At 44.2% G+C, this 23,823-nt stretch carries 21 protein-coding genes; 11 read left to right on the plus strand and 10 right to left on the minus strand.

The genetic code is table 11. The features are described 5' to 3' along the window. Positions 1-61: 61 nt before the first annotated feature. The gene (locus JMY08_RS09060; protein WP_201592975.1) at positions 62-1,096 is read right to left on the minus strand and encodes a cupin domain-containing protein; all 1,035 of its coding nucleotides are present in this window, start codon (positions 1,094-1,096) and stop codon (positions 62-64) included. A 670-nt stretch (positions 1,097-1,766) separates the two neighbouring features. On the opposite strand from JMY08_RS09060, the gene JMY08_RS09065 reads away from it, so the two are divergent. Then, positions 1,767-3,026 (plus strand): alkane 1-monooxygenase, encoded by a 1,260-nt coding sequence (locus JMY08_RS09065; RefSeq protein ID WP_201592976.1) that lies wholly within the window; start codon positions 1,767-1,769, stop codon positions 3,024-3,026. A gap of 118 nt (positions 3,027-3,144) precedes the next feature. On the opposite strand, the gene JMY08_RS09070 is transcribed toward JMY08_RS09065, so the two are convergent. The 4 genes from JMY08_RS09070 to JMY08_RS09085 form a co-directional block, all read right to left on the minus strand. Beyond that, positions 3,145-3,906, minus strand: a complete 762-nt coding sequence (locus tag JMY08_RS09070; protein WP_201592977.1) for an SDR family oxidoreductase — start codon at positions 3,904-3,906, stop codon at positions 3,145-3,147. Positions 3,907-4,078: 172 nt separating this feature from the next. Further along, the gene (locus JMY08_RS09075; protein WP_010198540.1) at positions 4,079-4,873 is read right to left on the minus strand and encodes an SDR family NAD(P)-dependent oxidoreductase; all 795 of its coding nucleotides are present in this window, start codon (positions 4,871-4,873) and stop codon (positions 4,079-4,081) included. Between the two features lie 3 nt (positions 4,874-4,876). After that, the gene (locus JMY08_RS09080) at positions 4,877-5,884 is read right to left on the minus strand and encodes an NADP-dependent oxidoreductase (protein ID WP_201592978.1); all 1,008 of its coding nucleotides are present in this window, start codon (positions 5,882-5,884) and stop codon (positions 4,877-4,879) included. Between the two features lie 221 nt (positions 5,885-6,105). Next, on the minus strand, positions 6,106-7,911 hold the full coding sequence (locus JMY08_RS09085) for an acyl-CoA dehydrogenase (protein WP_201592979.1): 1,806 nt from the start codon (positions 7,909-7,911) through the stop codon (positions 6,106-6,108). A gap of 199 nt (positions 7,912-8,110) precedes the next feature. Here JMY08_RS09085 and JMY08_RS09090 point away from each other — a divergent pair, with 199 nt between their 5' ends. After that, positions 8,111-9,157: a GlxA family transcriptional regulator gene (locus JMY08_RS09090; protein WP_201592981.1), complete on the plus strand. Its 1,047-nt coding sequence runs from the start codon at positions 8,111-8,113 to the stop codon at positions 9,155-9,157. A 223-nt stretch (positions 9,158-9,380) separates the two neighbouring features. On the opposite strand, the gene JMY08_RS09095 is transcribed toward JMY08_RS09090, so the two are convergent. Next, complete coding sequence (locus JMY08_RS09095) at positions 9,381-10,622, minus strand: LD-carboxypeptidase (protein WP_201592982.1); 1,242 nt, start codon at positions 10,620-10,622, stop codon at positions 9,381-9,383. 273 nt (positions 10,623-10,895) lie between these two features. Between JMY08_RS09095 and JMY08_RS09100 the strand changes: the two genes are divergently transcribed. After that, entirely contained in the window at positions 10,896-11,372 is a 477-nt protein-coding gene (locus tag JMY08_RS09100) for a YkvA family protein (RefSeq protein WP_201592983.1), read from the plus strand. A 284-nt stretch (positions 11,373-11,656) separates the two neighbouring features. Here the strand turns inward: JMY08_RS09100 and JMY08_RS09105 are convergent, their stop codons facing one another. Together JMY08_RS09105 and JMY08_RS09110 are read right to left on the minus strand one after the other, a co-directional pair. Next, the gene (locus JMY08_RS09105; RefSeq protein WP_201592984.1) at positions 11,657-11,962 is read right to left on the minus strand and encodes a hypothetical protein; all 306 of its coding nucleotides are present in this window, start codon (positions 11,960-11,962) and stop codon (positions 11,657-11,659) included. An 81-nt stretch (positions 11,963-12,043) separates the two neighbouring features. Beyond that, positions 12,044-12,598, minus strand: a complete 555-nt coding sequence (locus JMY08_RS09110; protein WP_227679643.1) for a hypothetical protein — start codon at positions 12,596-12,598, stop codon at positions 12,044-12,046. Between the two features lie 386 nt (positions 12,599-12,984). On the opposite strand from JMY08_RS09110, the gene dnaQ reads away from it, so the two are divergent. The 8 genes from dnaQ to JMY08_RS09150 all read left to right on the plus strand — a co-directional run bounded on the left by dnaQ (position 12,985) and on the right by JMY08_RS09150 (position 21,741). Beyond that, the gene (gene dnaQ / locus JMY08_RS09115; protein ID WP_201592985.1) at positions 12,985-14,616 is read left to right on the plus strand and encodes a DNA polymerase III subunit epsilon; all 1,632 of its coding nucleotides are present in this window, start codon (positions 12,985-12,987) and stop codon (positions 14,614-14,616) included. 147 nt (positions 14,617-14,763) lie between these two features. Then, entirely contained in the window at positions 14,764-16,446 is a 1,683-nt protein-coding gene (locus JMY08_RS09120) for a hypothetical protein (protein WP_201592986.1), read from the plus strand. 106 nt (positions 16,447-16,552) lie between these two features. Next, positions 16,553-17,536, plus strand: a complete 984-nt coding sequence (gene nudC / locus JMY08_RS09125) for an NAD(+) diphosphatase (protein ID WP_201592988.1) — start codon at positions 16,553-16,555, stop codon at positions 17,534-17,536. A 99-nt stretch (positions 17,537-17,635) separates the two neighbouring features. Beyond that, on the plus strand, positions 17,636-18,469 hold the full coding sequence (locus tag JMY08_RS09130; protein WP_201592989.1) for an RnfABCDGE type electron transport complex subunit B: 834 nt from the start codon (positions 17,636-17,638) through the stop codon (positions 18,467-18,469). Between the two features lie 84 nt (positions 18,470-18,553). Next, the gene (gene nth / locus JMY08_RS09135) at positions 18,554-19,249 is read left to right on the plus strand and encodes an endonuclease III (RefSeq protein ID WP_201592990.1); all 696 of its coding nucleotides are present in this window, start codon (positions 18,554-18,556) and stop codon (positions 19,247-19,249) included. 105 nt (positions 19,250-19,354) lie between these two features. Further along, positions 19,355-19,951, plus strand: coding sequence for a DJ-1/PfpI family protein (locus JMY08_RS09140; RefSeq protein ID WP_201592991.1), 597 nt, complete (start codon positions 19,355-19,357; stop codon positions 19,949-19,951). Between the two features lie 167 nt (positions 19,952-20,118). Further along, positions 20,119-21,285 (plus strand): methionine adenosyltransferase, encoded by a 1,167-nt coding sequence (gene metK, locus JMY08_RS09145; RefSeq protein ID WP_010196152.1) that lies wholly within the window; start codon positions 20,119-20,121, stop codon positions 21,283-21,285. An 84-nt stretch (positions 21,286-21,369) separates the two neighbouring features. Next, positions 21,370-21,741, plus strand: a complete 372-nt coding sequence (locus JMY08_RS09150; RefSeq protein WP_201592992.1) for a DUF3144 domain-containing protein — start codon at positions 21,370-21,372, stop codon at positions 21,739-21,741. Positions 21,742-22,161: 420 nt separating this feature from the next. Here JMY08_RS09150 and JMY08_RS09155 read toward each other — a convergent pair whose 3' ends face one another. Continuing rightward, positions 22,162-22,500 (minus strand): RidA family protein, encoded by a 339-nt coding sequence (locus JMY08_RS09155; protein ID WP_040642715.1) that lies wholly within the window; start codon positions 22,498-22,500, stop codon positions 22,162-22,164. A gap of 56 nt (positions 22,501-22,556) precedes the next feature. Continuing rightward, a complete protein-coding gene (locus tag JMY08_RS09160) occupies positions 22,557-23,807 on the minus strand; it encodes an NAD(P)/FAD-dependent oxidoreductase (protein ID WP_194618880.1) in 1,251 nt (416 codons plus the stop codon). Positions 23,808-23,823 lie beyond the last annotated feature (16 nt).

The following is a 23,823-nucleotide window of genomic DNA, read 5'->3' on the forward strand; positions in this document are numbered from 1 at the left end:
TAACACCATTAGAAACAGAGAGACGCTATTTTAACAAAAACCTCTTATCAGGTGTCCTAAATTAGTTGACCACTACAAACCTTGCTGCCAGTCGCAAGCGATAATGACTCAGATATGCCAGCGGCGTGATGCCAACTGACTGTTTAAAGCGCTCATTGAGTCCTGAGCGCGACAGCCCTGATGCTTTCGCTAAACCCTGTAGCGTCCAAGCATCTTCTGGGTAGCGATGCATCAGATAGAGGGTATTTGATAGATAAGGATCTTTTAGGGCAGCCAGCCAATTACCGTTTTCATCTCCATTGCTAGTGGCATTATTTTCACCGCTGTGGTCAGCATCATTGTCTCTTTGCCACGGATGGTTAATCCACGATGGCGTCCTGTCTAGGGTATTATCCGTAGTGTGGTTTATGCTGTCTTTAGACCCTGATGCCATTTCTAGCTGTTCGACATACTCGCGTATACATTCAATCATCAACATGCCAGCCAAGCGCTCAAGCATCGTGGTCTTGCCGGGGCGCTGCAAGCCCACTTCTAATAAGAAAAACTGCAAGCCAATATGCACCACATCATTATAGGCCGAGTGCTTTTGGGTCACTGGCGGTAAACTGGCAGGCAAAGCGGATAACAAAGGTCTGGCCATATCAGCGTCAAACTGACTGCGTACCACAATAAATTGTGCCTCATTATCTTGCACATGCTTACTTTGAGCATGATTACTTTGAGCATGATTACTTTGAGCATTGTTAGTTTGAGCAATAACTTTATGACCGCTATCTGTATTGTCAATCTCTAAGCCAATCTGACCTTCAGTGTGTGCAGGCATGATTGTTTTAGCCGTAATCTTAGACACCGTTGGCGCTGATTGACACGCATAGCTGCCTTGTGTGGTCAACATCATCATATTGTTGGCTGTGATCACTTGCCTGTCATTATTATCATTGCCATAGCACAGATGCACCTCGCCACTGATAACCACGATAAAGGTCAAATAATCCTGTCTACTCTGTACCAGTTGCCAAGAGCCGCGCGCTTTGACAGTGATATATTGCACTTTTTGCAAATGCATCTCATCAAACAATCGACTTAAAATATCCATATTTTAGACCAATACTAGGGTGTGTCATCATTTAGATTGTGAGGCTTAAAATGAGGAAAATTGCAGCCAAACAAGGAAGGAATTACCGTAAATATGAACATATTGACAAGATTTCTGACGATGTTTGGCAAAATTTAGCCATTTTAAGACCACTAAATGTATCCATGTGCTAATTGATGACACGCCCAAACTACTCGCTTTAAAGAGCGTTATCAACGTTAATTACTATAGTAGATACTAAATAAAATGGGTACACGACATTATAATGCGTGACTGATATAAATTTTTTGTAGCCTCTGTATGCGTAGGCACAGCAAGCAAGAAAAATTTTACCAGTCACGCTGGATCTCTTTTATATTGCCCTGACTATATCTATTTATACGCTATACACGCACCTCTAACATAACGAAGTCCGACAATTAAATCTGAATATATTTGCATTTTTGGACGCAAAGTGAGATTTTTTTGTCAATCAACGCCGTTTTAAATGTTATCAAAGATCATAATAAATGATCAGAATCTTGATTGATAATACATAAACGAAATCGTTAAAGGTGGCTATCAAGGAAAGTAGTTATCAAGCACCGCGTAAAATCACGATAAATAATAGACTAGGTAAGTCTGAGACCGTATCTGATTTACAGAGGACTGACTATACAAGGACCGTATAATGACTAAGACATTAGGCGCTAAAGAACATGCCATCATTCAAGATGCAATGGATAACTCACCATGGCGCGACCCAAAAAGGCGGTTTTGGCTGTGTAGTCCATCACTGCCTCTATTAGGCTGCTTGTTCGCGTTAGGATTACGAGATCAAAAGGGCTTTGAGCTTAAAAATACAGCGCTGGCTTGGGGAGGCACTATCTTGATCCACGGTATCATCCCGTTAGCGGATGTGTTGGTCGGTCGTGATGATAGCAACCCACCTGATAGCGCTATGCAAGCGCTTGCCCAAGACCCCTATTATAAGTGGATTGCTCATGCTTTTATACCGCTACAATATATGGCTTTTGGTCTACTAGCCTATCAGTATGGTCAGCGAGAGTTGCCTTGGTATAATCGCTTGGGAGTGGCATTGACGGCAGGAGTCGGCAGTGGTATTGCGATTAATACCGCGCATGAGCTTGGCCATAAGTCTGACCACCTAAACCGTACTTTGGCGCGTATCAGCCTTGCGCCAGCGGCTTATGGACATTTCGCCATCGAGCATAATTTCGGTCATCACCGCTGGGTGGCGACCCCAAAAGATCCAGCCAGTAGCAAGTACAACGAGAGCTTTTGGCAGTTTTTGCCACGCACAGTGTTTGGTGGTCTACGTTCCGCCATAAATATTGAAACTGAGCGGCTCGCCCGTCGACATAAAGGCTTTTGGAACAAAGACAACGAGTTGTTGCAAGGTTGGGCAATGTCGGTGGTAATTTATGCCACTCTTTATAAGGCGTTTGGCAAAAAGATCTTACCCTTTATTGGGTTGCAGGCAGTATATGGCTTTAGTCTGTTAGAAGTGGTGAACTATCTAGAGCATTACGGTCTGCTCAGGGAACAAGACGACAACGGGCAATTTGAGCGCACACAGCCCGAGCACAGCTGGAACAGCAATCACACGGTGACCAATTTGTTTTTGTATCAATTGCAGCGCCATTCTGATCACCACGCGCATCCAAGCCGCGCTTATCAATTGCTCAGGCATTTTGAGGAAGCACCGCAACTGCCGATAGGCTATGCCACGATGATTATGCCTGCCTATATCCCGCCATTGTGGTTTGCTATTATGAATAAGCGTGTCAGAGCACATTATGACAACGATATGAGTAAAATTAATATGCATCCCAAACCATTAAGTCCATTAATGCAGCGGACGACGAATATCATTGAAAAAGGCTTACAGCGATTAAATCGCCTCACATCAAAACGTGCGAGTAGATAAATTTAAAGTAATGAGTTGAAAGTAGTGAACTAAAAGTAATGAACGTTGAGACATAAAAAAACACGTTACTAATGAACGTGTTTTTTATTATAAAAATATAGCGATAGTGATAAACGGATTAAGCCAACATGCCGCCATCAACGACTATCGTTGCGCCCGTGGTATAACTTGAGGCGTCAGAGACTAGATACAATACCGTGCCAGCCATCTCGTCAGGATTAGCCACGCGTCCTAATGGAATCGAATGTAACGCCATTTTTAAGACTTTATCATTGGTGGTCAATGCTGAGGCAAACTTAGTATCAGTTAAACCAGGCAACAACGCATTGACGCGAATGTTCAATGGGCCACATTCTTTGGCAAAAGATTTGGTCATGCTAATCACCGCAGCTTTGGTGATTGAATAGATGCCTTGCTTGTCACCTGCGACCAAGCCATTGACGGAAGCAGTATTTAAGATAACCCCGCCGCCCTGCTCGCGCATCATCTTGCCTGCTGCCGTCGACATAAAGAAATAACCACGAATATTGACTTCGACAGTTTTATCAAAAGCCGCTAAGTCCGTATCTAAGATATGACCATAATAAGGGTTAGCTGCGGCATTATTGACCAAGATATCGATTTGACCGAACTCACTTTTGATGTGCTCAAAAATCGCATCAATCTGATCCATATTTCCGACATGGCACGCAAAGGCACTGGCTTTGTGACCATCAGCGACAATGCTATCGGCGACTGCTTGGCAAGCATCAATCTTGCGGCTAGAGACAATGACGTGCGCGCCTCTTGATGCCAATAGACGGGCGATAGATTCGCCAATACCGCGACTAGCACCTGTGACCAAAGCAATCTTGCCTGTTAAATCAAATAAATCTTTCATTATTATTCCTTATGTTTTGAATTAGCTATTCAGTTTTCAATTTTTTATCGTAAATACTTAATAAATTATAGTCAAAAAACTACAAGCTCATTACAAGGCAGCCGAGCGTAGATAGTACGCATAGTACATCGAGCGAGGCTAACACCGTAATGATTTAGCAGTTATTTGACTATTAAGCCAACATGCCACCATCAAGGGTAAACGCATGACCATTCATAAAGCTGCTTTCATCGCTCGCGAGCCATGCAATCGCGCCGGATACTTCATCAACTGTCCCTAAACGGCGTAGCGGGCTGGCATTAATTGTTGCTTTTTGCGCGCGCTCGCCCATCTTCGCCATGGTATTTTGCACCATAGGGGTGTCAATAAAACTTGGGCATACGGCGTTAAAGCGAATATTGACGCGCGCATATTCATGAGCAGCAGACTTGGTCAGCCCCATCACGCCATGCTTCGCGGCGCTATACGCTGACAGTAATGGTGCAGAACGCAGCCCTGCGATAGAGGCGACATTAATCACATGACCGCCGCCATTGGCTGCCATACAAGTAACAGCAGCACGCATGCAATGCCAGACGCCTTTTAGATTAACGGCAATATTACGGTCAAAGTCCTCATCGCTTAGCTCATGCATCGGTGCAGGCTGATGGTCGATGCCCGCATTATTTACCACCACATCAAGACCACCCAACGTTTCCATGGCAAAGACAAATAATGCACGTACTTCATCACCGCTAGTGACATCGACCTTTTTAAAGACGATACTATTGCCAGCATCTTGACCTTGCTTGGCAACGGCTGCGCCCATCTCTTCGGCCATATCACCGATCACGACTTTTGCGCCGCGACTGGCTAGCAATAACGCACTTGCCGCACCAATGCCAGACGCACCGCCTGTGATTAAAATACGTTTACCAGAAACGTTACTGGCTACGTCTGATGCAATTCCATTTGTATTCAGTGTCATGATTTATCCCTCTACCTTAAGTACCAGTTTGCCGAAATTTTCACCTTTAAAGAGCATCATCAGGGTATCTGGGAAAGTCTCGATACCTTCAACGATATGATCTTTTACTTTCATATCACCTGACTGAATCCAGCCAGCAATTTCTTTCATCGCGATTGGATATTCTTTGATATTATCAAAGACAACGATGCCTTCCATACGGGCACGATTGACCAATAATGACAGATAGTTTGACGGCCCTTTTACCGCTGTGGTGTTGTTATATTGGCTAATCGCACCGCAAATCACGATACGCGCGCGCAGATTAATTTGGGTAAGGACGTCATTTAAGATATCGCCGCCTACGTTGTCAAAGAAGACATCGACACCGTTTGGACAGGCTTGCTTTAAGCCTTTTTTGACATCCTCATTTTTATAATCTACCGCAGCATCGAAGCCTAGCTCATCGACTAAGAATTTACATTTCTCAGCACCGCCTGCGATACCAACGACACGGCAGCCTTTTAGTTTTGCAATCTGTCCAACCAAGCCACCGACCGCACCCGCAGCACCAGAGACGACCACTGTCTCGCCAGCTTTTGGCTCACCTGTTTTTAATAAGCCAAAGTAACCAGTCATACCCGGCATACCGAGCACGCCTAAGTAATAAGATAAGGGTGCAAGGTTTGGGTCGACTTTGTATAACCCAGTACCATCACTGACCGCATACGACTGCACGCCATTATGACCACAGACATAATCGCCGACGGCAAACTTCTCATGCTTACTTTCAATCACTTCGCCCACGGTACCCGCACGCATGACATCACCAATTTGTACCGGCTCGATATAAGATTTGGCATCATTTAGCCAGCCACGCATCGCTGGATCCATCGAGATATATTCAATTTTTATCAGCAACTGACCATCGGTAATAGTCGGTATTTCTGTCTCGGTATAATCCCAAGTCTCCGCACTCGGTGCGCCAACAGGTCTTTCTTTTAAACGCCACTGCTTATTCATTGTTGTCATTATTTATTCCTTTAAATTTTTATAAAAAGCCATTGGTATCGTTTGCTTAAAAAGAGTTTATTCAAAATAAGACAAATATATTAAAAAGCGTTCTTCTGGGATAAATTTTTCTCGCTTGCTGTGCGCTTTGCACTCCAGAGGCTTCGAAAAATTCATCCCAGCATCACATTAGTCGTATTGTTCAGGCATGTTCTTATGTTGAAAACATTCCAAACAATCACTTAAAACCATTCTGCTTGCATATTGGTACATACCGCATTGTCGTTATTTAACAGCTCGATATCGCGATTGATTAACGGCAACTCCCAATCGATAAAGTATTTGGCTGCTTGTAATTTGCCATGATAGAAATTCTGCTTTTCAATATCTGTTGTCTCGCTTAGCAATTGCTCAGCTTTACTGGCTTGGCGAATCCAAATCCAGCTGACCACGATAGAGGCAAAAATATTCATTAGTGCTTGTGCGTTACCCGTTAATGTAAGTGCTTTTTCCGTTTGCAGAATTTTACTTAAATGCACCAATACTTCATGCAGATGACCCATATAAGGCATCAATTTACCGGCAAGTTTAGCAGTCTCGGGCGTGGTAATGCTTTCTAAGTCTTGGGTAATTTCACGTTTTAGAATTTGAATACCAAGACCCTTGTTTTGCCATAACTTACGGAATGACAAATCTAACGCTTGCACACCATTTGTGCCTTCATGAATGGGATTAAGACGATTGTCACGCCAGAACTGCTCGGCTTGATACTCACGCGTATAGCCTGCGCCGCCCAATACTTGAATGCCTAAATCATTGGCTTTGGGACCATATTCAGAGGGCCATGCTTTTAATACTGGCGTGAGTAAATCCAGCAGTTCTGATAGCTCAGCTTTTAGTGTTGCATCTTCACAAGTATTGATACGGTCAATCAGGTTTGAGCCATATAAACACAGCGAGATACCGCCCTCGCTATAGGCTTTTTGCGCCAGCAGCATACGCTTCACATCGCCATGCTGGATAATCGCCGTTGCTGCATCTTCAGGTTTGTTATTCGGTGCAATTCTGCCCTGTGTTCTGTCTTTGGCATAATCGAGCGAGTATTGATAACCACGATAGCCAATCATCGCTGCACCAAAGCCAACCGCGATGCGCGCTTCATTCATCATCTTAAACATATAACGCAAGCCGAAATGCTCTTCGCCGATAAGATAGCCATAGCACTCACCTGCATCGCCAAAGCTTAACGCGGTAGAAGTCGCGCCTCTATAACCCAGTTTATGAATAAGTCCGGTTAAATGCACATCATTACGCTCGCCTACTGATGAATCATCATTCAGACGATACTTCGGCACGGCAAATAAAGAGATACCTTTGACGCCACCAGGACCGCCCGGCACTTTAGCTAATACCAAATGCACGATATTGTCAGACAATTCATGATCGCCTGCTGAGATATAAATCTTGCTGCCTTTGACACGATAGCTGCCGTCGTCTTGTTTTACTGCCGTGGTTTTGATATCGGCAAGCGATGAACCAGCATGTGGCTCAGTTAATGCCATTGTGCCGGTAAATTCACCCGTTAGCATACGCGGCATAAAGGCATTTTTAATCTCATCACTGGCGAAATGTGAGATAACATTAATCGCCGCCGTGGTCAAAAATGGATAAGCCGTCGTTGAAGGATTGGCAGCCATAAAATAGCCTGCCACTGCGGTCATAACCGTTTCGGGTAATTGCATGCCACCATCGTCAAAGCTATAACGACCAGCGATGAAGCCCGACTCACGAAACGCATCAAAGGCGACTTTTACATCACTTATCATGCTGACTTTTTTGCCATCGAACTGTGGCTCGTTTTTATCTGCCACATGGTTATGGGGCAAGAATAAATTGGTCGCGATTTTATTGGCGGTGTCGAGTACCGCATCGAAGGTTTCGCGGCTGTGTTCTGCAAACTTCGGATGCTCGGTTAAATGTTCAGTGCCCAATACATCGTATAGTTGGAACGGTAACTCAAAGTCATTGATAAGCGTATCTGCTGCCATAGTATTCTCGTTAACTCATTAAATTTGGTGATTCATTGATATTAATCTAATTTAACGCCTTGCCGTATTGTCATTTATGACATAATTATGGTCAAATAAGACACCCTCTCTAACCTATAGTGAGTGAGTTTCAAATTACGTATCGTGCAGCTGGTGAATATCAGCCATAAATTTGCATATACTTAAAGGAAGCCAAATTTTGCCCTACTTCAAACCGTTTAAAGTGATTATCGTTGGCTTCGATGGCGTGCTCGGCAGTGTGCTCGCTGGGGCGCTAGATTTATTTTCATTTACTGGCGTCAGCTGGCAACGGTTTTTGGATGAGGCAGTAGAGCCTAGATTTAATGTGCAGATTGCCAGTCTTGGCGGTGTAGATATCAGATGCAGCAACCGTTTAATTATGCGAGCGCATTGCGATATTCAGGAAGTCACAGAGTGCGACTTACTATTAATTCCAACCATTGGCGATTCAATTGATAAAGTATTGAGCCAAAATAGCGATTTAATTCCACACATCAAGCGACTGGCGAATACCAAAGCGGATATCGCTAGTAATTGTAGCGGGGCTTTCTTTTTAGCAAAAGCAGGCTTGCTCGATGGCAAAGTAGCGACCACCCATTGGGGCTATGCCAGTAAGTTTAAGGCAGATTTTCCACTGGTTGATTTGCAAGAGAATCAATTTGTCACTCAATCAAAGAACCCATCAAAGAACCAGCCAAAAAGTGATTCAGCACACCAATCAGGCAATATATTTTGTGCGGCAGGTGGTAGCGCCTTTTATGACTTGGGATTGCTATTGATAGAGCGATATTGCGGGCGTGAGATTTCTACCCAAGTGGCAAAAACCCAGATTATTGATAGTAAAAGAGGCAATCAAAACAGCTATACCAATGTGACGTTGCATAAACCACATTCAGATCAACTGGTTAAGCAAGTACAAGAGTTTATCGAGGAAAACTTCAAGCAATCTATTCAAGTTAGCGGCTTGGCAGACATGGTAAATATCACCCCACGCACGCTAAACAGACGCTTTCAATCCTGCGTTGCGATGCGCCCGATTGAGTATATTCAAGCGGTGAGAATTGAGCAGGCCAAGCGCTTACTGGAATTGGGCGATGTGACGATAAAATCGCTAGCGGAGCAAGTTGGCTATGATGATATTTCCTCATTCACTAGGCTTTTTAAACGCGCTACTGAACTGACCCCGAAAGAGTATCAGGATAAATTTTCGAGACTGGCGATTTAACTTTATAGTAAATGTCTTTTGAAAGTAATACATTGCTGCAGCAAATTTATCACAGCAAAAATTTTATGTAGTTAATTCAATATAAAAACGATACAGCGAGACGAAAAGTTGTTTTGCGCAGCATCTGTCGGCGTAGGCACAGCACGCAAGAAAAACAACTTTTCATTGAGCAACTTGATAGCCATGTAACTGATTTATTTGGATTCGACTATAAACCTAAATTTTATTGCCACAAGCCTTCGACATGAATGGCATCGGCTTTAATCGTTGGATAATCACTAAATACTAACTGATAGCCATCGACTGTATTTGGACTAATCTGACACATCGCGCCAAGTGGAAAGCTGTATTTTTGTCCAATATGGCCAAAGCGCATGCCGCTATAAATCGGCAATCCTGTCAGCTTATGCAATTGACGAATCACGGTGGCGACATCATAACGCTTGTCATAGCTGTCCTCACCTGCACCTGATAACGCGCCAAACACGATGGCTTGCTGACCTTTAAACACACCTGCTAAATACAAATCATACAGCATGCGCTCAATACGATAGGCTTGCTCGCCGACATCTTCTAAAAATACGATACCGCCAGCAATTCGTGGCAAATACTCACTGCCTGCCAGCGCTGACACCACGCTTAGATTGCCACCCCACATAGTGCCCATTATCGTTTTTGGCTCAGAGCTTGCCAAGATACTCGGTAAATTCGGACTGGTTAAAGAGGCGTCTGGTATATTGATAGCCAGATTTGGATTGGTTAATGCTTCCACAAATTGTCGACAGCTGACTTGGTCGGGTTTGGTTTTGCCAAACTCACTATAAAGCATCGGGGCAGCAAGCGAGCTCATGCCTCCTTTTGCCAGTAGCGCACACTGAATAGCGGTCACATCGCTAAAGCCCGCCAGTATCGTGCCACGCTCCTTCATAATACGTCCCAGCGTCGACCAATCCACCATCGGCAATAAACGCACAGCACCATAGCCACCGCGTACCCCAAGTAGCAGTTTCGGTGCTGCGATCGCACCCGTAGCGATGTTTTGCAAATCACTCGCGCGCTGCGAATCCGTACCCGCAAAGCGCAAATATTGGCGCTTAGTAATCATAGGATTGTCCACCTTAAAACCCGCACAAGCCATGCGATCTAACGCCAATTCATTACGCTCGTCACTACCACCGACGTTGGAGCTGGCAAAAAGCCGCGTCTCAATATTCGGCGTGATACAACTCGTTTGCGCCTGCAACGTTTCGGGCGCTGCTTGTTGTGCTTGTCCTGATGGCAGGCTCTCATCCATCAACGCCGTTGGCAGATCATCTTTGGTCAGTTGCGTACTGCTATTTTGCTCAGTAGTATTAGCAGCCAGCGCTTGAGTGATGCTTTGGGTCGCTAACAGCCCTGCCCCTGCGCTGATTCCGACTTGACGTAAAAACTGGCGACGATTCAGCTCAGAAAATTTCTTGGTCATTACTCTACCTTTTATGCCATGCAGTTAAGGTCTGTTGAACAGACGTCTTTAGCACACGTTAAATATTTATTTTTATAACATCTCATAAAACTGGATTATAACGCAGGTTTGGACAATATCGCGTTTTAGGATGGTTTAGCTAAGCTCAACCTATCGTTTCTATAGTCAACAAAACGCTACAGAATCACTCACAGCCTTATTTGGATGAAGTGACGACTCTTGTTATAGTAAAGGGCGTTCAATAGTCTTTAACAAAAAATAAGGAATATAAGTATGGCTGACAAAGAGAAAGATGATAAAAGTCTGATAGACAGCATCAAGCTCATCTTGGGTAAAGAAGATAAAATAAATGACCAGCTCGAAAACGGTCGCGGCCTTGAGCGTTATACCAAGGATTTGCTACTGCTGATGAGTTTAGTTAAAGATTATTATCAAGGCAACTATCGCAACATTCCCTACAAGACCATTTCTGCGGGAGTGGTCGGTCTGCTCTATGTGCTAAATCCTATTGATATTATTCCGGATTTTATTCCCTTTATCGGTCAAATCGATGATGCGTTGGTGCTGAAATTTTGTCTTAAGCTCATGGAAAAAGACTTACGCAAGTACAAAACTTGGAAAGATCAACAAACAGCCTCTAAAGATGAAGAGTCTAGTAAAGACGCTGCCTCAAAGCCGACCAATAAAAAGCTAGAAGATAAAACTAAGGACACTGAAAAAAAAGCCACAAATAAAGAGTCCAAAAAGTAGTGATAGCTTTAAATTAACATTAATACGAAGAAACGGTCAATGAGCTATTCATTGACCGTTTCTTCGTATTAGGGCGTACCCTCAATTCAAGCGATTGTATCTAAATGAGCTAAAAATGGCTAAATTTTGCCAAACATCGTCAAATAGCTGATCAATATCCCGATATTATTTGCGCTATTTTCCTCGTTTTACTGCAATTTATCTCATTTTTATGACCATTTTTAAAATGAGGACACGCCCTAGATTAACGACATCTTTATCTATTTTACTTTTTCAAAATTTTATCAATCCGGCACATCATAACGGGCTTTTTCTGGATTAAGACCGAATGAATATACAAAAGTCGCAACGAGGCTGTTTATAATGATGAACGGCAAATCGATAGCGGTATGTCCAAGCACGTAGCGACCAATGAGCCATGAGACAATCAGCATAACAATAAAGAACCCGCCCAAATACGCCAAGATAGCTGGATGCTTAAGATTGTAAGGCTGCTCAGGTTCAGGTTTTTTGTTTAATACATAGGTTCTTATCGCCCAACCAGCCGCATAAGAAAACCCACCCAACACCACATAACTAAAAAAATTCATATTACCTGACTCTAATGACTTGACTACTTATGAGAAAAGACTGCTTATAACAAAAGATTGTCTATAATCGATGATGTATGCTTAGCTGCTTGTACCGACATTGTCAATAATAATATTGGCATGCGGATTGGCTAAAATATCAGTATTAACATCATCACACTCTACACGATAGATAGTATTGGCACCGCGATAAATATACGACAAATACTCACTGTCCAGTAGCGGATCGATATTGGCATAGACAGGCTTCACATGAGCCAGTACCAGCACTCTATCGGGACGGCCAATGACAGCGTCAACATTATCAGGATCTATAGAGAAAAACGTGGGTATCTCGCTATTTTCAAGCACTTCTAACGGCTCGGCGTCATCCCAGACGCGCCCGCTACTTGCCGGCTCTTTCATTTGCATCATCCATGTGCCACCCTGCTGACTGACTTTTATTTGCGCAGGCTCATCATGACTGACCGTATAGCAGCCTTCAAAGACAGACAGATCTGCTGCCGCTTCAACTACGTCGGTATCGGCTTGGGTGCTAGTATCATTGCAAGCGCTCAACAGTAACGCGCTACTCGCAGTGATACTGACCATCAACAGCGTTAATCTTTTATAAAAAACGTTTGAGCGTAAGGACATAATAGGGTTATCCTGCATTCGTGCATTAAAACTTTTAGGAAGAAAGCTGTCGTTAATCAGTGCCGTTCGTAAATTATGAGGAAAAAGCAGCCACTAAAACTGCCCTTTAAATGACTATCCACGCTACTTTAGGATGTGAGTAGGCTGATACTCATGCCGTCAGAGGCTCGTTTCCTTACAGCAATTCTGCCTATTTTAACAGAAAACGAAAGGCGTACTATTATGATATGTGGTTTTGCGATTTTGTGCATTACGATTGCCCATATCAACGATAGATTTGTTATACTCAAACGCATTTGAATGATGCGCCACCACTGTTTTGATGGCGCTCGAAAAACCGCTTAATTCTATCCTACGTTAATCACTTATTAGGTCATACATTTTTTATGTCAGACAATCGCACTTCTACGCCACATAGCCATAAAGACCACGCGATTGATCCGTTGGCCGCCAAAACAAATACCACGGTGGCCTACACTGACGGCGCCTGTAAAGGCAATCCGGGTGCTGGTGGTTGGGGCGCACACTTGATATTTAGTGATGGGCACACGCAGGATTTATATGGCGGCACGAAAGAAACCACCAATAATCGCATGGAGTTAATGGGTGCGATACAAGCATTGACCCATAGTCCACATGAGCACAATCTCGAGATTTGGACAGACTCTAGCTATGTCAAAAAAGGCATTACTGAATGGATTGAAGGCTGGAAAAAACGAGGCTGGAAAACAGCCAGTAAAAAACCCGTTGCTAATCAAGACCTTTGGCAACAATTAGACGCGTTATGCCAACAGCGCGACGTTGACTGGCATTGGGTGAAGGGTCACGCTGGACATGCAGGCAATGAAAAAGCGGACCAGCTGGCAAACTTAGGCGTAACGTCCAGCAGTGAAGGTTTATCGACAAGAGATGCGCAAGAAATGGCTAAAAAAAAAGAGCAAATAATGCCTAATAAATCGCAAAATACCTCTAATCAAAGCATCTCTAATCAAAGCGCCTCTAGTAATGATGACTGGCTAAAATATGATCCGTTAGGTCTTGATATAGATGACGAGCTTGACGAAGAAGTGTTCGATGAAGAAGTACTTGACGAAGAAGTTCACAATGATGAACCATTCGACAACCCTCTATTAGACGAACAAAGCCATAACAATGCTAGCAAACCAATGAGTACCACAGACATGCCAGAAGCCCAGACGATGACGACTGACACCATAATGAATAATGATAATCCAGACACGCCGACTGATGAGCCAAAATTTGACGGTGACACCAGCCGTGCCAATCCATACTTTAAGCCATTGCTACCCAAGCCAATAAACCGTCACCAATCTGATCGTCAGCTGATTATGGATACCGAGACTACGGGGCTGGATCCGCAAAAAGGCGATCGTGTCATTGAAGTCGGTATTGTCGAGATGATCGGGCGCAAATTCACTGGCGAAAAGCTACACGTTTATATCAATCCCCAGCGCGGTATGGATGAAGAAGTGATTCGCATTCATGGTATCTCTGAAGCGTTTTTAACCGACAAACCCACCTTTGATCAAGTCGCTCAGTCGCTTTACGACTTTATGGACGGTGCCGAAATCATCGCTCATAATGCCACCTTTGATATGAACTTCTTAAATATGGAGTTTGCTAAAGTTGGGATGAATGACTTTGCACAGCGGGTAAAAGTCACTGACTCGCTAGTCATGGCCAAGCAACAATATCCGGGGCAAAAAAACACTCTAGATGCCCTCGTGCGCCGCTTAGATGTTGGTAAACAAGACCGTACATTCCATGGGGCATTATTGGACTCCGAGATTTTAGCCGAAGTCTATCTGGCGATGACTGGTGGACAGGTCACCCTCGCTATCGAAGAAGACTCTCAAGCAGACGGTGGACAGACAGCGCATGCTCACTTTGCCAACTTGGCCTCTTTATTACTAGCATCACCCACTGATGAGACGGCCAATCAGAGTTGGTATAACGAGTTAGCCGAAGAATATTCTGAATTAAAAGCCAACATGTAGCATGTGATTAAAATAACCTTTTATACTGACATTTGGATACTGTATAGTTTTGATTATCATCATGAGCGTTATCGGTTACTCATAAACGCCTGTTAAATCATCGTCTAAATGATCGCTATTTCATCAGTACGTTATGGAAAAATAACTATGAACCAGTCTGCACAAATGAAATTAACTGCCCCAACGCTTAGTGTTACTGACTTTAATCTGCCATCGCTACATCTGTTGCATGATGAAATTATCGTCACCCTTAAAGACACTGAGATTCATCTGAGCGAATTTAACGATGACAATAGTCAATCTCCTTTATTATTAGACTCTATTACTGTGCTAAAGCAGCTGTCTTGTATTTTTGAGTTGATTTCTTTGGTTGGTGCAGAAGTGTTGAATACCGCCATCGTCAATGGCTTACAGCGCCTTTATGACAGTGGTGATAATAACGATACTGCGTTGATTATGGATCTGTCAGAAGCCATCATGACTCTGGATCGTTATGTGGAATTTGTGCTATTGACTGAGTCAGTAGAGCCAACTTTGCTATTACCTATCATTAATAAGCTTAATGCTCATGGACAGCTCACGCCTATCGAAGCAGACTATTTTGCGACATTTGGTAGTAGTAGTGTCATTATTGCCAACCCTGAAAAGAACTTTCAGCCCTTGCACGAGCTTAATCTCGACAGTGAGCTGCTGACCTATGCCTATCGTAGTGGTCTTGGGATTGCACTGCTCAATCAAGATGGCGTAGTGAGCCAAGATGCTCAACAAAATCTAGATGCCATGAGTGCTGCGTGTGCGTTGATAGCCGCTCATAGCAACAGTCTATTTTGGCAAGCCGCTACTGCTGCGGTCACTGATCTCGCGACCATTTTGCCGCTTAACCTCAGCCAGAAGCATACGCTCATTTATCTAGAGCAGCAGTTCCAAAGCTATCTACCCATCATGGACACACGTTTTGCTGATTTAGTCAGTTTTGCTTGTCAGCGCGATAACGAAGCAGCAAAACTGCTGCGTGAACAATATGCGGCCAATCAATTAGAAGGCCCACAGCGCGAGCAAATGAAGCGCTTTTTATTCGGTCCTAATCGTGCGCTGACGGACACGTTGAATGCTATTATTCAGACGCAAATCAATACGATTAAAGAAGATGTCGATAGCTACGCGCGCGGTGATTCACTCAATCCTGCTGACATGCAGACAGCACAAATTATCGAACAGCTGACGGTACTGGGTTCAGCATTACGCTTGTTGGGACTGTCAAATGCGGCGACCAGCCTGAATGCAGCAGCAGATGCAGTAAGCAAATGGCGCATACCCTCACCTGAAGATTTTGATTATCTACTCTTGGCATTGATGCATGCTGAAAACGCTACTATCGCCATGGCCGAGATGCATACCCCAGGGGCGATCTACTTGCCACTCAATAACCCCCATATCTCGTTGCATCAGCTCAATACAGCTTATGATACTTTAATACAAGAAAGCCGTACTGCCATTGCCAGTGCCGAGCAAGCGATTAACGATTACTTATCTGAGCCTGAGCGCGATATGCTCAACATTCAAAACATACCTGAAATGCTACGTCAAGTAGCAGGCGCGGTACGCTTTTTACAACTGCTAACACCAGCCAGTATGCTGAGCCAATTGGCCAACTACATACAGCAACGTATCGAAAGTGGCAAGCGCATTGACGACAGCACCTTAGCTTATATCGCTGACGTGATTATGGCTGTTGATCATCATTTAGATGGTTTTGAGCACAACCGTCCAGTGAGTAAACAAGCGCTTAATGTTGGTCAACGAAGCTTAAGCCAATTACTTGCTGCTTAATGATTTTAGCGGCATCTGTGCTGACGAGTGATTTAAAACTTTTACTTTAAACAAGTTCGTACCTTATTTGCTACGTACTTGATTTAGACCGTTTGGAAACCTGCTTATGACTCGCGCTTTTGTATTTAGTGATGATACTGTACTCTGCCATCAAACGATCAACGGCTGGTGGCCATTGCACATCCAACTACCAACGTTCAATATCAGTGATAGTAACAGTGGCAAAGAGCCACAGCCTACCTATCAAATAGGCAACGTAGCACTACTCGAAAGCCTAGCACCAAGTCACTGGCAGTCTGAGGCTAATAATAGTATCAATGATGGTACAGAGAGTTTGGTTGCGACTGAGTCTGATTCTGGAACTACCGAGGAAGCTGCCACTTTCACTGCGCAAGCAGCCAATGCCATTACCTATGATTATGCAGTAGCGCATGATATCGCACTGCCTATGATTGCAGAGGGCAGCGGGAACGCTTTTGTGCCGTATCGACAGCTTATCACGCAGTTACCTGCCGCCTTATCAGCTCAGATTAGCCAAGCCATACAGCTGTTACGCTGGCAGACAGATACGCAGTTTTGTAGTCGCTGCGCATCCCCAGTTGTTCATGCCACAGCAGATGAGCGTGCCATGGTCTGTCCGGTATGCCTATTACGCCAATATCCCCGTGTCCAGCCTTGTGTTATTACGGCTATCACTCGACCCAATCCGCAGACGGGAGAGATGCAAATTTTGCTCGCCCATCATCACCGCTATGGAGAACAAAAGCGTCCCCTAATGTACGGCTTGATTGCAGGTTTTGTAGAAGTGGGTGAAAGTTTAGAGCATGCGGTCGTGCGAGAAGTAGCAGAAGAGGTCAACATCAGCCTATCAGATATTCACTATGTGAGCAGTCAGCCATGGCCATTTCCTTCTAATTTAATGCTTGGTTTTCGCGCTTCTTATGCGGCTGGCGATATTGTAATACAAGAAGAGGAGCTGTCACACGCCGATTTTTTTGATCTCTCTGATTTGCCCAAAATACCGTTTAAGGGCAGCATTGCCTACGAGCTGATCGCCCAGATTGCTCATGAACAAGGCATCGCACTATAGTAGATTGAATATCTACTATAATACAAGCGCCTCACTTTAATGTCTCTATCCATGTTAATAACGCCAGTCTTGATGACCGATGTTAAGGTTTTTAATTAAATGCAAAGCAGTAGTAATATTCGCCTAATCAATCTGCCCATACTGTTCGATACCTTGAATATCGAAACATTGCCTGCTGATATGCAAGCAAAAATTGCCCTTATTGATGCCTGTCTGCCGCAGACGCAGTGCGGTCTGTGTGAGCATCCAGACGGTTGCCTGCCTTATGCTACCGCTATCGTAGTAGATAACGAGCCGTACAATAAATGTGTGCCGGGCGGTCAACCGGTTACTGATGCTATTGCGCAAATCGTGACTCTTGACATTGATCAAACAACCCTCAAAGCCGCGCCATCTCAGTGGCCGATAGACGCCACATCGACGCGGCCTACCGAGGTACGCGCCGTCATCCGTGAAGATGACTGTATCGGCTGTACTAAATGCATACCCGCCTGCCCCGTCGATGCTATCGTTGGTACTGGCAAGCACATGCACACTATCTTTACGGACTTGTGCACGGGCTGTGAGCTTTGTATCGCACCTTGCCCAGTTGATTGCATTGATTTGGTCACGATTGAGCGCGAGCTGTCTATCTCTGAGCGCGAGGTAGAACAAGAAGACTTAAGGCAGCGCTATCATACTCATCTTAGACGCGTCACCGAGCAGCTTGCTGATAGCAGCAATAGTAGACCTGTAGTCAGTATGGTCGAGGCAAAACTAAATAATGCCGCCAGTCAATCGCTGAATATCAGCGAAGCACAAGCAAAAAACACCATTGCAGCAGCCAAGCTACGCAGTAAAATCAAAAAGCTAGAAAAACAATTAAGTGTTCGTCCAAATGAGAGCAAACAAACGGATCTTGACGCATTGCAAGCCGAGCTTGCGCAGCTATGACCATTTTATAAATACGTGCGTTATATAGTGGATTCACGTTAAAAATGTTCAACAGATCCTAGACTAATTAATAGTAAAAATACCATGAGTAAAACCGTCAAACACAAAACTGCCGATACCCCACCATCGCGGCGCATGCCCAATCGTGACGTCCGTCCCTTCTTTGAAAAGTTGGCAGCGACGATTGATGAGCCAGTGACGGAATTACATTATAAAAGTAATTTTGAACTACTGATCGCAGTCATCTTATCTGCGCAAGCGACAGATGTGAGTGTCAATATTGCCACCCAGAAATTATATCCAGTGGCGAATACCCCTGAAGCAATCTTGGCATTGGGTGAAGAGGGTTTAAAATCCTATATAAAAAATATTGGCTTATATAATGCCAAAGCCAAAAACGTTATCAAAACCTGCCAAGATTTGATTGAGAAGTTTGATAGTACCGTTCCTGATAATCGTAAAGACTTAGAATCGCTCGCTGGCGTTGGACGCAAAACCGCCAATGTGGTCTTAAATACTGCTTTTGGGCAGCCAACTATGGCCGTCGATACGCATATTTTTCGTGTGGGCAATCGTACTGGTCTTGCCACGGGCAAAAACGTATTAATCGTTGAAAACAAGCTGGTCGAACGTATCCCAGACGACTTTATCGTAGATGCGCATCATTATCTGATTTTGCATGGGCGCTATACTTGTCAAGCACGTACACCCAAATGCGGTGCTTGCCCTGTCTATGACGAATGTATGTTTAAGGACAAAGCCAAGTTTTTGGAACTGTAGTTTTAAGGACTATAGCTTTCAAAATTATAGCTTTCAGAATTATAGTTTTAAGGATTACAGCTTTCAGAATTACAAACACTCTTTATTTAGAATTGAGGAAGCCCAATGCATACGCTGACCGCCCTACTATTTGACGATTTTGAGACCTTGGATCTGTTTGGACCTATCGAGATGTTTGGCTGCTTGCCTGAGCATTATCGTCTGCAATTTGCCTCGCTGAGTGGTGGTATCATTCACAGTAAACATGGCGTTGCGATGCAGACGGTCGCTGTCACGGAATTGGCGTATCAGACTGATATTGTATTGATGGTTGGCGGAATGGGTACTCGCCAGCAGATCAATCATAGACCGTTTTTGCAGGCGCTTACCACACTGGTTGAACACGCTGATTGGGCGCTTAGCGTTTGTACGGGTAGCGCATTATTGGCTAAAGCTGGTGTCTTAGATGGCAAGCGTGCAACGTCTAATAAGCTCTCATGGCAATGGGTAATAACGCAGTCTGATAAAGTCCATTGGGTAGAGCAAGCGCGCTGGGTCATCGATGGCAAGTTTTATACTTCTTCAGGGGTTAGTGCTGGCATGGATATGGCGCTTGGCTTTATCGCTGACAGACATGACATAGAGACGGCTCGTCAGATTGCTAACTATACTGAATATCGCTGGCAAGAAAATAGAGATATTGATGACTTTTACCATGGTTAATCCAATCCATGCCCAGTTACTTCATAATACTATCCATCGCTAGAGTTTTAACTCGATTCACGGTAAAATGTCATAATTTTTTGATTCAATTTTGCCTTATTTTTCCGTTAACATTTAATCCTGACTGAGTTTATAGATTACAGTCCTTGCCATTAAGCGATCCAACTATGCGCGAATACAACTTATTTACCTCAGAATCTGTGAGCGAAGGTCATCCTGATAAAATGGCTGACCAAATCTCAGATGCTATTCTTGATGCCATCTTACGTGAAGATCTCCATGCCCGCGTTGCCTGCGAAACCTTGGTTAAAACCGGCGCCGTGATATTGGCTGGTGAAGTGACCACAACGGCAAATATCGACGTCGAACGTATCGTGCGTGATACTGTCAACGGTATCGGTTATCACCATTCTGACTTGGGTTTTGATGGCGAGACGTGTGCAGTTATTAACATGCTGGGTAAGCAATCTCCAGAAATTGCCCAAGGTGTCGATCGTAGCGATCCTGAAGAGCAAGGTGCAGGCGATCAAGGCTTGATGTTTGGCTACGCCAGCAACGAGACTGAAGTATTGATGCCAGCCGCTATTGAATATGCTCATCGCTTGATGGAGCGTCAGTCTGAGCTACGCCGCGCAGGTGATCTGCCATGGTTGCGTCCCGATGCCAAGGCGCAAGTTACCTTAAAATATGATGGCACTCGTCCCGTTGCTATCGATGCTGTCGTCCTATCGACCCAGCATGATCCCAGTATCTCGCAAGCAGATTTGCAAGAAGCGATTATGGAATCTATCATTAAGCAAGTATTGCCAGCAGACCTACTGCATGCTGGCACACGCTACCACATCAATCCCACGGGCAAATTTGTCATTGGTGGGCCGGTTGGTGATGCTGGATTGACAGGTCGTAAAATCATCGTTGATACTTATGGCGGCATGGCACGTCATGGCGGCGGTGCCTTTAGTGGCAAAGACCCTTCAAAAGTAGATCGCAGCGCCGCTTATGCTGTGCGTTATGTTGCCAAAAACATCGTCGCTGCTGGGCTGGCTGATCGCTGTGAAGTGCAAGTGAGCTATGCCATTGGGGTCGCTGAACCGACATCTATCTCGGTCAACACCTTTGGTACCAGCAACATCAGCCATGACGAGATCATTCGCCTGATTCGTACCCATTTTGATCTGCGCCCTTATGGCATTACCCGTATGCTGAACTTATTGCAACCTATGTATCAGCAGACTGCGACGTTTGGGCATTTCGGTCGTCCCGGCTCTGAAACTGCCTTTACGTGGGAAAAAACGGACAAAGCTGAAATCTTAAAAGCAGACGCAGGCTTGTAAAAATACCACGTTATGTCCCTTAGTCTCTTATAAACAGACCGTCTTTATAAATCTAAAATTACCGATACTTATTAGGAGTCGCTTATGTCTCAAGACAATATTCAAGATAACAACATTCAAGACAGCAATGTTGATGCTAGCGTTGAAATCACCCCCGAAATGCAGGCGTTTTATCAACGTGCAGATGCCATCATCGGTATCGCCAACAGTCAGTTGGGTTCTGATGCTCATTCAGGTCAAGTAGGCGCGTCTTTGTTGTATGCTGCCGCACGTTATAGCGCGTCAGTTGCGTCTATTGGCTTTGTAAAAGGTGACGACTTTGCCAAAGAAAAAGACGATATTGTCGAGTTCTATGTCAAACAGTATCGCCAAATGCTAAGCGACAACTTAACCGATTATGCACAAAATTTTGACAAATATGTACAGTTAAACCAAGATGATAAAGTCGATAAATAAGTCTTTTTAAACGCATAAAGCATAGCAATTATGATTTATAGCAGGCTTAAAGATCATTAAACATTAAACCCAAGCCTAATTGTAGGCTTGGGTTTTTTATTAACCCTGAATAGTTAAGCATACAGTCCATTCAATTTAAAAGAAATACAAGGCGACCGAGTGTAGATGTAATACTTCAAGCGAGGCTAATGCTGTCACTCTTTTATATAGTAAAAATACCCCAAAAACACTACGATACTGCTGATATTAATTTTTGTAGCCTCTGCCTGCACAGGCACAGCAAGCAAGCACAATTGATATCAGCCGTGCGTGATGTATCAATATTACTTTTCACTGACTACATATTGAGCACAACACAAAAAAGGACATGATATCGCTATCATGTCCTTTTTATTTAATACAAATACTACGTTCAGTCTACTACTCAGCAGCGATAGCGATCATCTCAACCAATAGCTCAGGACGTGCTAGTGCTGACTCGCCACAAGCACGGGCTGGAGGCTGAATGCCTTCAAACCATTTGTCGTAGACTTCATTCATTGCTGCAAAATCCGCCATATCTTTGATCCAAACCGTCACTGATAGTAGTTTTGATTTATCACTACCGACTTCTTCTAACAACGTTTGGATTTTTTCTAAACACGTTAAAGTTTGTGCTTTGATATCGTCTTCTGCGTTGCCCACTTGACCACATAAATATACGGTCTGGTTGTGGACGACAATTCTGCTCATGCGCTGAGTGCTGTGTAGTTTTTTGATCATTTTATATACCTTCAAATTATTGATTTAAGTCTGTGCTAAATCTATCAAATGCACTATTTTTTCGAAAAACGCTGGGCGCTAAATGGCGCAACATCTACCAATAACGGCTTGTCATGAATCATCTCTTCAACGAGACGTCCTGTCATAGGCCCTAAAGTGAAGCCCTGATGACTGTGACCAAACGCAAACCATAATTTGTCATGCTTATCCGCAGGACCAATTACTGGCTTCATATCAGGCATACAAGGACGTGATCCTGCCCAAGCTTCAGATTCTACTGCGTCTTCTAATGGTAAGATTTTGCGAGCTAGCTTCAATACGGTTTTTAATTGTCCAAAATTCTTTGGCGCATCCATCGTCGTCATCTCAGCGCCCGTCGTGATACGGATACCTTGCTGCATCGGCCCCATCACAAAGCCTTTGTCCATATCAAACATACTGTGATTGATGGTGTTTTTTTCCGTCACTTTGAAATGCTGATGATAGCCACGCATTGGGAACAATGGCAGATTATAACCCAATGGTTTAATCAAGTCGTTCGACCAAGGACCCGCGGCGATGACCAATTTATCACTATAGTACGTATCGTTATCAGTGATAACTTTCCAACCTTCGCCGTCTTGTACGATTTCTTTGACATCGCTTTCTTTGATCGTGCCGCCCATCTCTTGGAAGTTTTTCGCATACGCTTTGACTAGCGAGCTTGGGTTCGATACTTGCCAAGAGTTTTTCCAATGAATCGCCCCAACGAAACCTTCAAAATTGGCGCTAGGTTCCATTGCTTTTAGCTCTTCAAGGTTTAGGACGTTATGTTCAACGCCTTGATTGCGAGCATCAATGGCTGACGCTTGTGCTTCTTTAAACGTCTCTTCAGAACGATGCAACTGTAACCAGCCATCACGCGTGATTAGCTCGTCAGCACCAGATGCTGAAATCATTGTCTGATGCTCACTGGTACAATGCGCGATCAGCGTCTGCCACTCTGATTCGATTTGTTTGACAGTCGCAGGCACAGAGTATTTCCAGTACTGTAGCAGCGCTTGATGGTAACGCAGAATCGCTGGGATACGATAGCGAATGTCAGTGCCTTGGTTCGGTAACACTCTGATCATTTCAGTCAATTGACGAGGAAAAGGATGGGTATGAATGGCTTCACGCTGAATCAACCCAGCATTACCATATGAGGTCTCTGAACCTGGCAGTTTCTTGTCTAGCATCAGTACTTGTGAACTATTTTTTTGTAGATGCCACGCAACTGACGTGCCAACCATGCCTGCACCGATAACGATCACTTCATAGCGCATAACCTATCCTTTTTTT

Source organism: Psychrobacter sp. Pi2-51 (assembly GCF_904846665.1).
GTDB classification, from domain to species: Bacteria; Pseudomonadota; Gammaproteobacteria; order Pseudomonadales; family Moraxellaceae; genus Psychrobacter; species Psychrobacter glaciei.

Excerpts from the sequence above, each read along its gene's own strand:
- JMY08_RS09060 (WP_201592975.1), bottom strand. The coding sequence starts at position 1,096 with ATGGATATTTTAAGTCGATTGTTTGATGAGATGCATTTGCAAAAAGTG.
- JMY08_RS09065 (WP_201592976.1), top strand. The coding sequence starts at position 1,767 with ATGACTAAGACATTAGGCGCTAAAGAACATGCCATCATTCAAGATGCA.
- JMY08_RS09070 (WP_201592977.1), bottom strand. The coding sequence starts at position 3,906 with ATGAAAGATTTATTTGATTTAACAGGCAAGATTGCTTTGGTCACAGGT.
- JMY08_RS09075 (WP_010198540.1), bottom strand. The coding sequence starts at position 4,873 with ATGACACTGAATACAAATGGAATTGCATCAGACGTAGCCAGTAACGTT.
- JMY08_RS09080 (WP_201592978.1), bottom strand. The coding sequence starts at position 5,884 with ATGACAACAATGAATAAGCAGTGGCGTTTAAAAGAAAGACCTGTTGGC.
- JMY08_RS09085 (WP_201592979.1), bottom strand. The coding sequence starts at position 7,911 with ATGGCAGCAGATACGCTTATCAATGACTTTGAGTTACCGTTCCAACTA.
- JMY08_RS09095 (WP_201592982.1), bottom strand. The coding sequence starts at position 10,622 with ATGACCAAGAAATTTTCTGAGCTGAATCGTCGCCAGTTTTTACGTCAA.
- JMY08_RS09100 (WP_201592983.1), top strand. The coding sequence starts at position 10,896 with ATGGCTGACAAAGAGAAAGATGATAAAAGTCTGATAGACAGCATCAAG.
- JMY08_RS09105 (WP_201592984.1), bottom strand. The coding sequence starts at position 11,962 with ATGAATTTTTTTAGTTATGTGGTGTTGGGTGGGTTTTCTTATGCGGCT.
- JMY08_RS09110 (WP_227679643.1), bottom strand. The coding sequence starts at position 12,598 with ATGTCCTTACGCTCAAACGTTTTTTATAAAAGATTAACGCTGTTGATG.
- dnaQ (WP_201592985.1), top strand. The coding sequence starts at position 12,985 with ATGTCAGACAATCGCACTTCTACGCCACATAGCCATAAAGACCACGCG.
- JMY08_RS09120 (WP_201592986.1), top strand. The coding sequence starts at position 14,764 with ATGAACCAGTCTGCACAAATGAAATTAACTGCCCCAACGCTTAGTGTT.
- nudC (WP_201592988.1), top strand. The coding sequence starts at position 16,553 with ATGACTCGCGCTTTTGTATTTAGTGATGATACTGTACTCTGCCATCAA.
- JMY08_RS09130 (WP_201592989.1), top strand. The coding sequence starts at position 17,636 with ATGCAAAGCAGTAGTAATATTCGCCTAATCAATCTGCCCATACTGTTC.
- nth (WP_201592990.1), top strand. The coding sequence starts at position 18,554 with ATGAGTAAAACCGTCAAACACAAAACTGCCGATACCCCACCATCGCGG.
- JMY08_RS09140 (WP_201592991.1), top strand. The coding sequence starts at position 19,355 with ATGCATACGCTGACCGCCCTACTATTTGACGATTTTGAGACCTTGGAT.
- metK (WP_010196152.1), top strand. The coding sequence starts at position 20,119 with ATGCGCGAATACAACTTATTTACCTCAGAATCTGTGAGCGAAGGTCAT.
- JMY08_RS09150 (WP_201592992.1), top strand. The coding sequence starts at position 21,370 with ATGTCTCAAGACAATATTCAAGATAACAACATTCAAGACAGCAATGTT.
- JMY08_RS09160 (WP_194618880.1), bottom strand. The coding sequence starts at position 23,807 with ATGCGCTATGAAGTGATCGTTATCGGTGCAGGCATGGTTGGCACGTCA.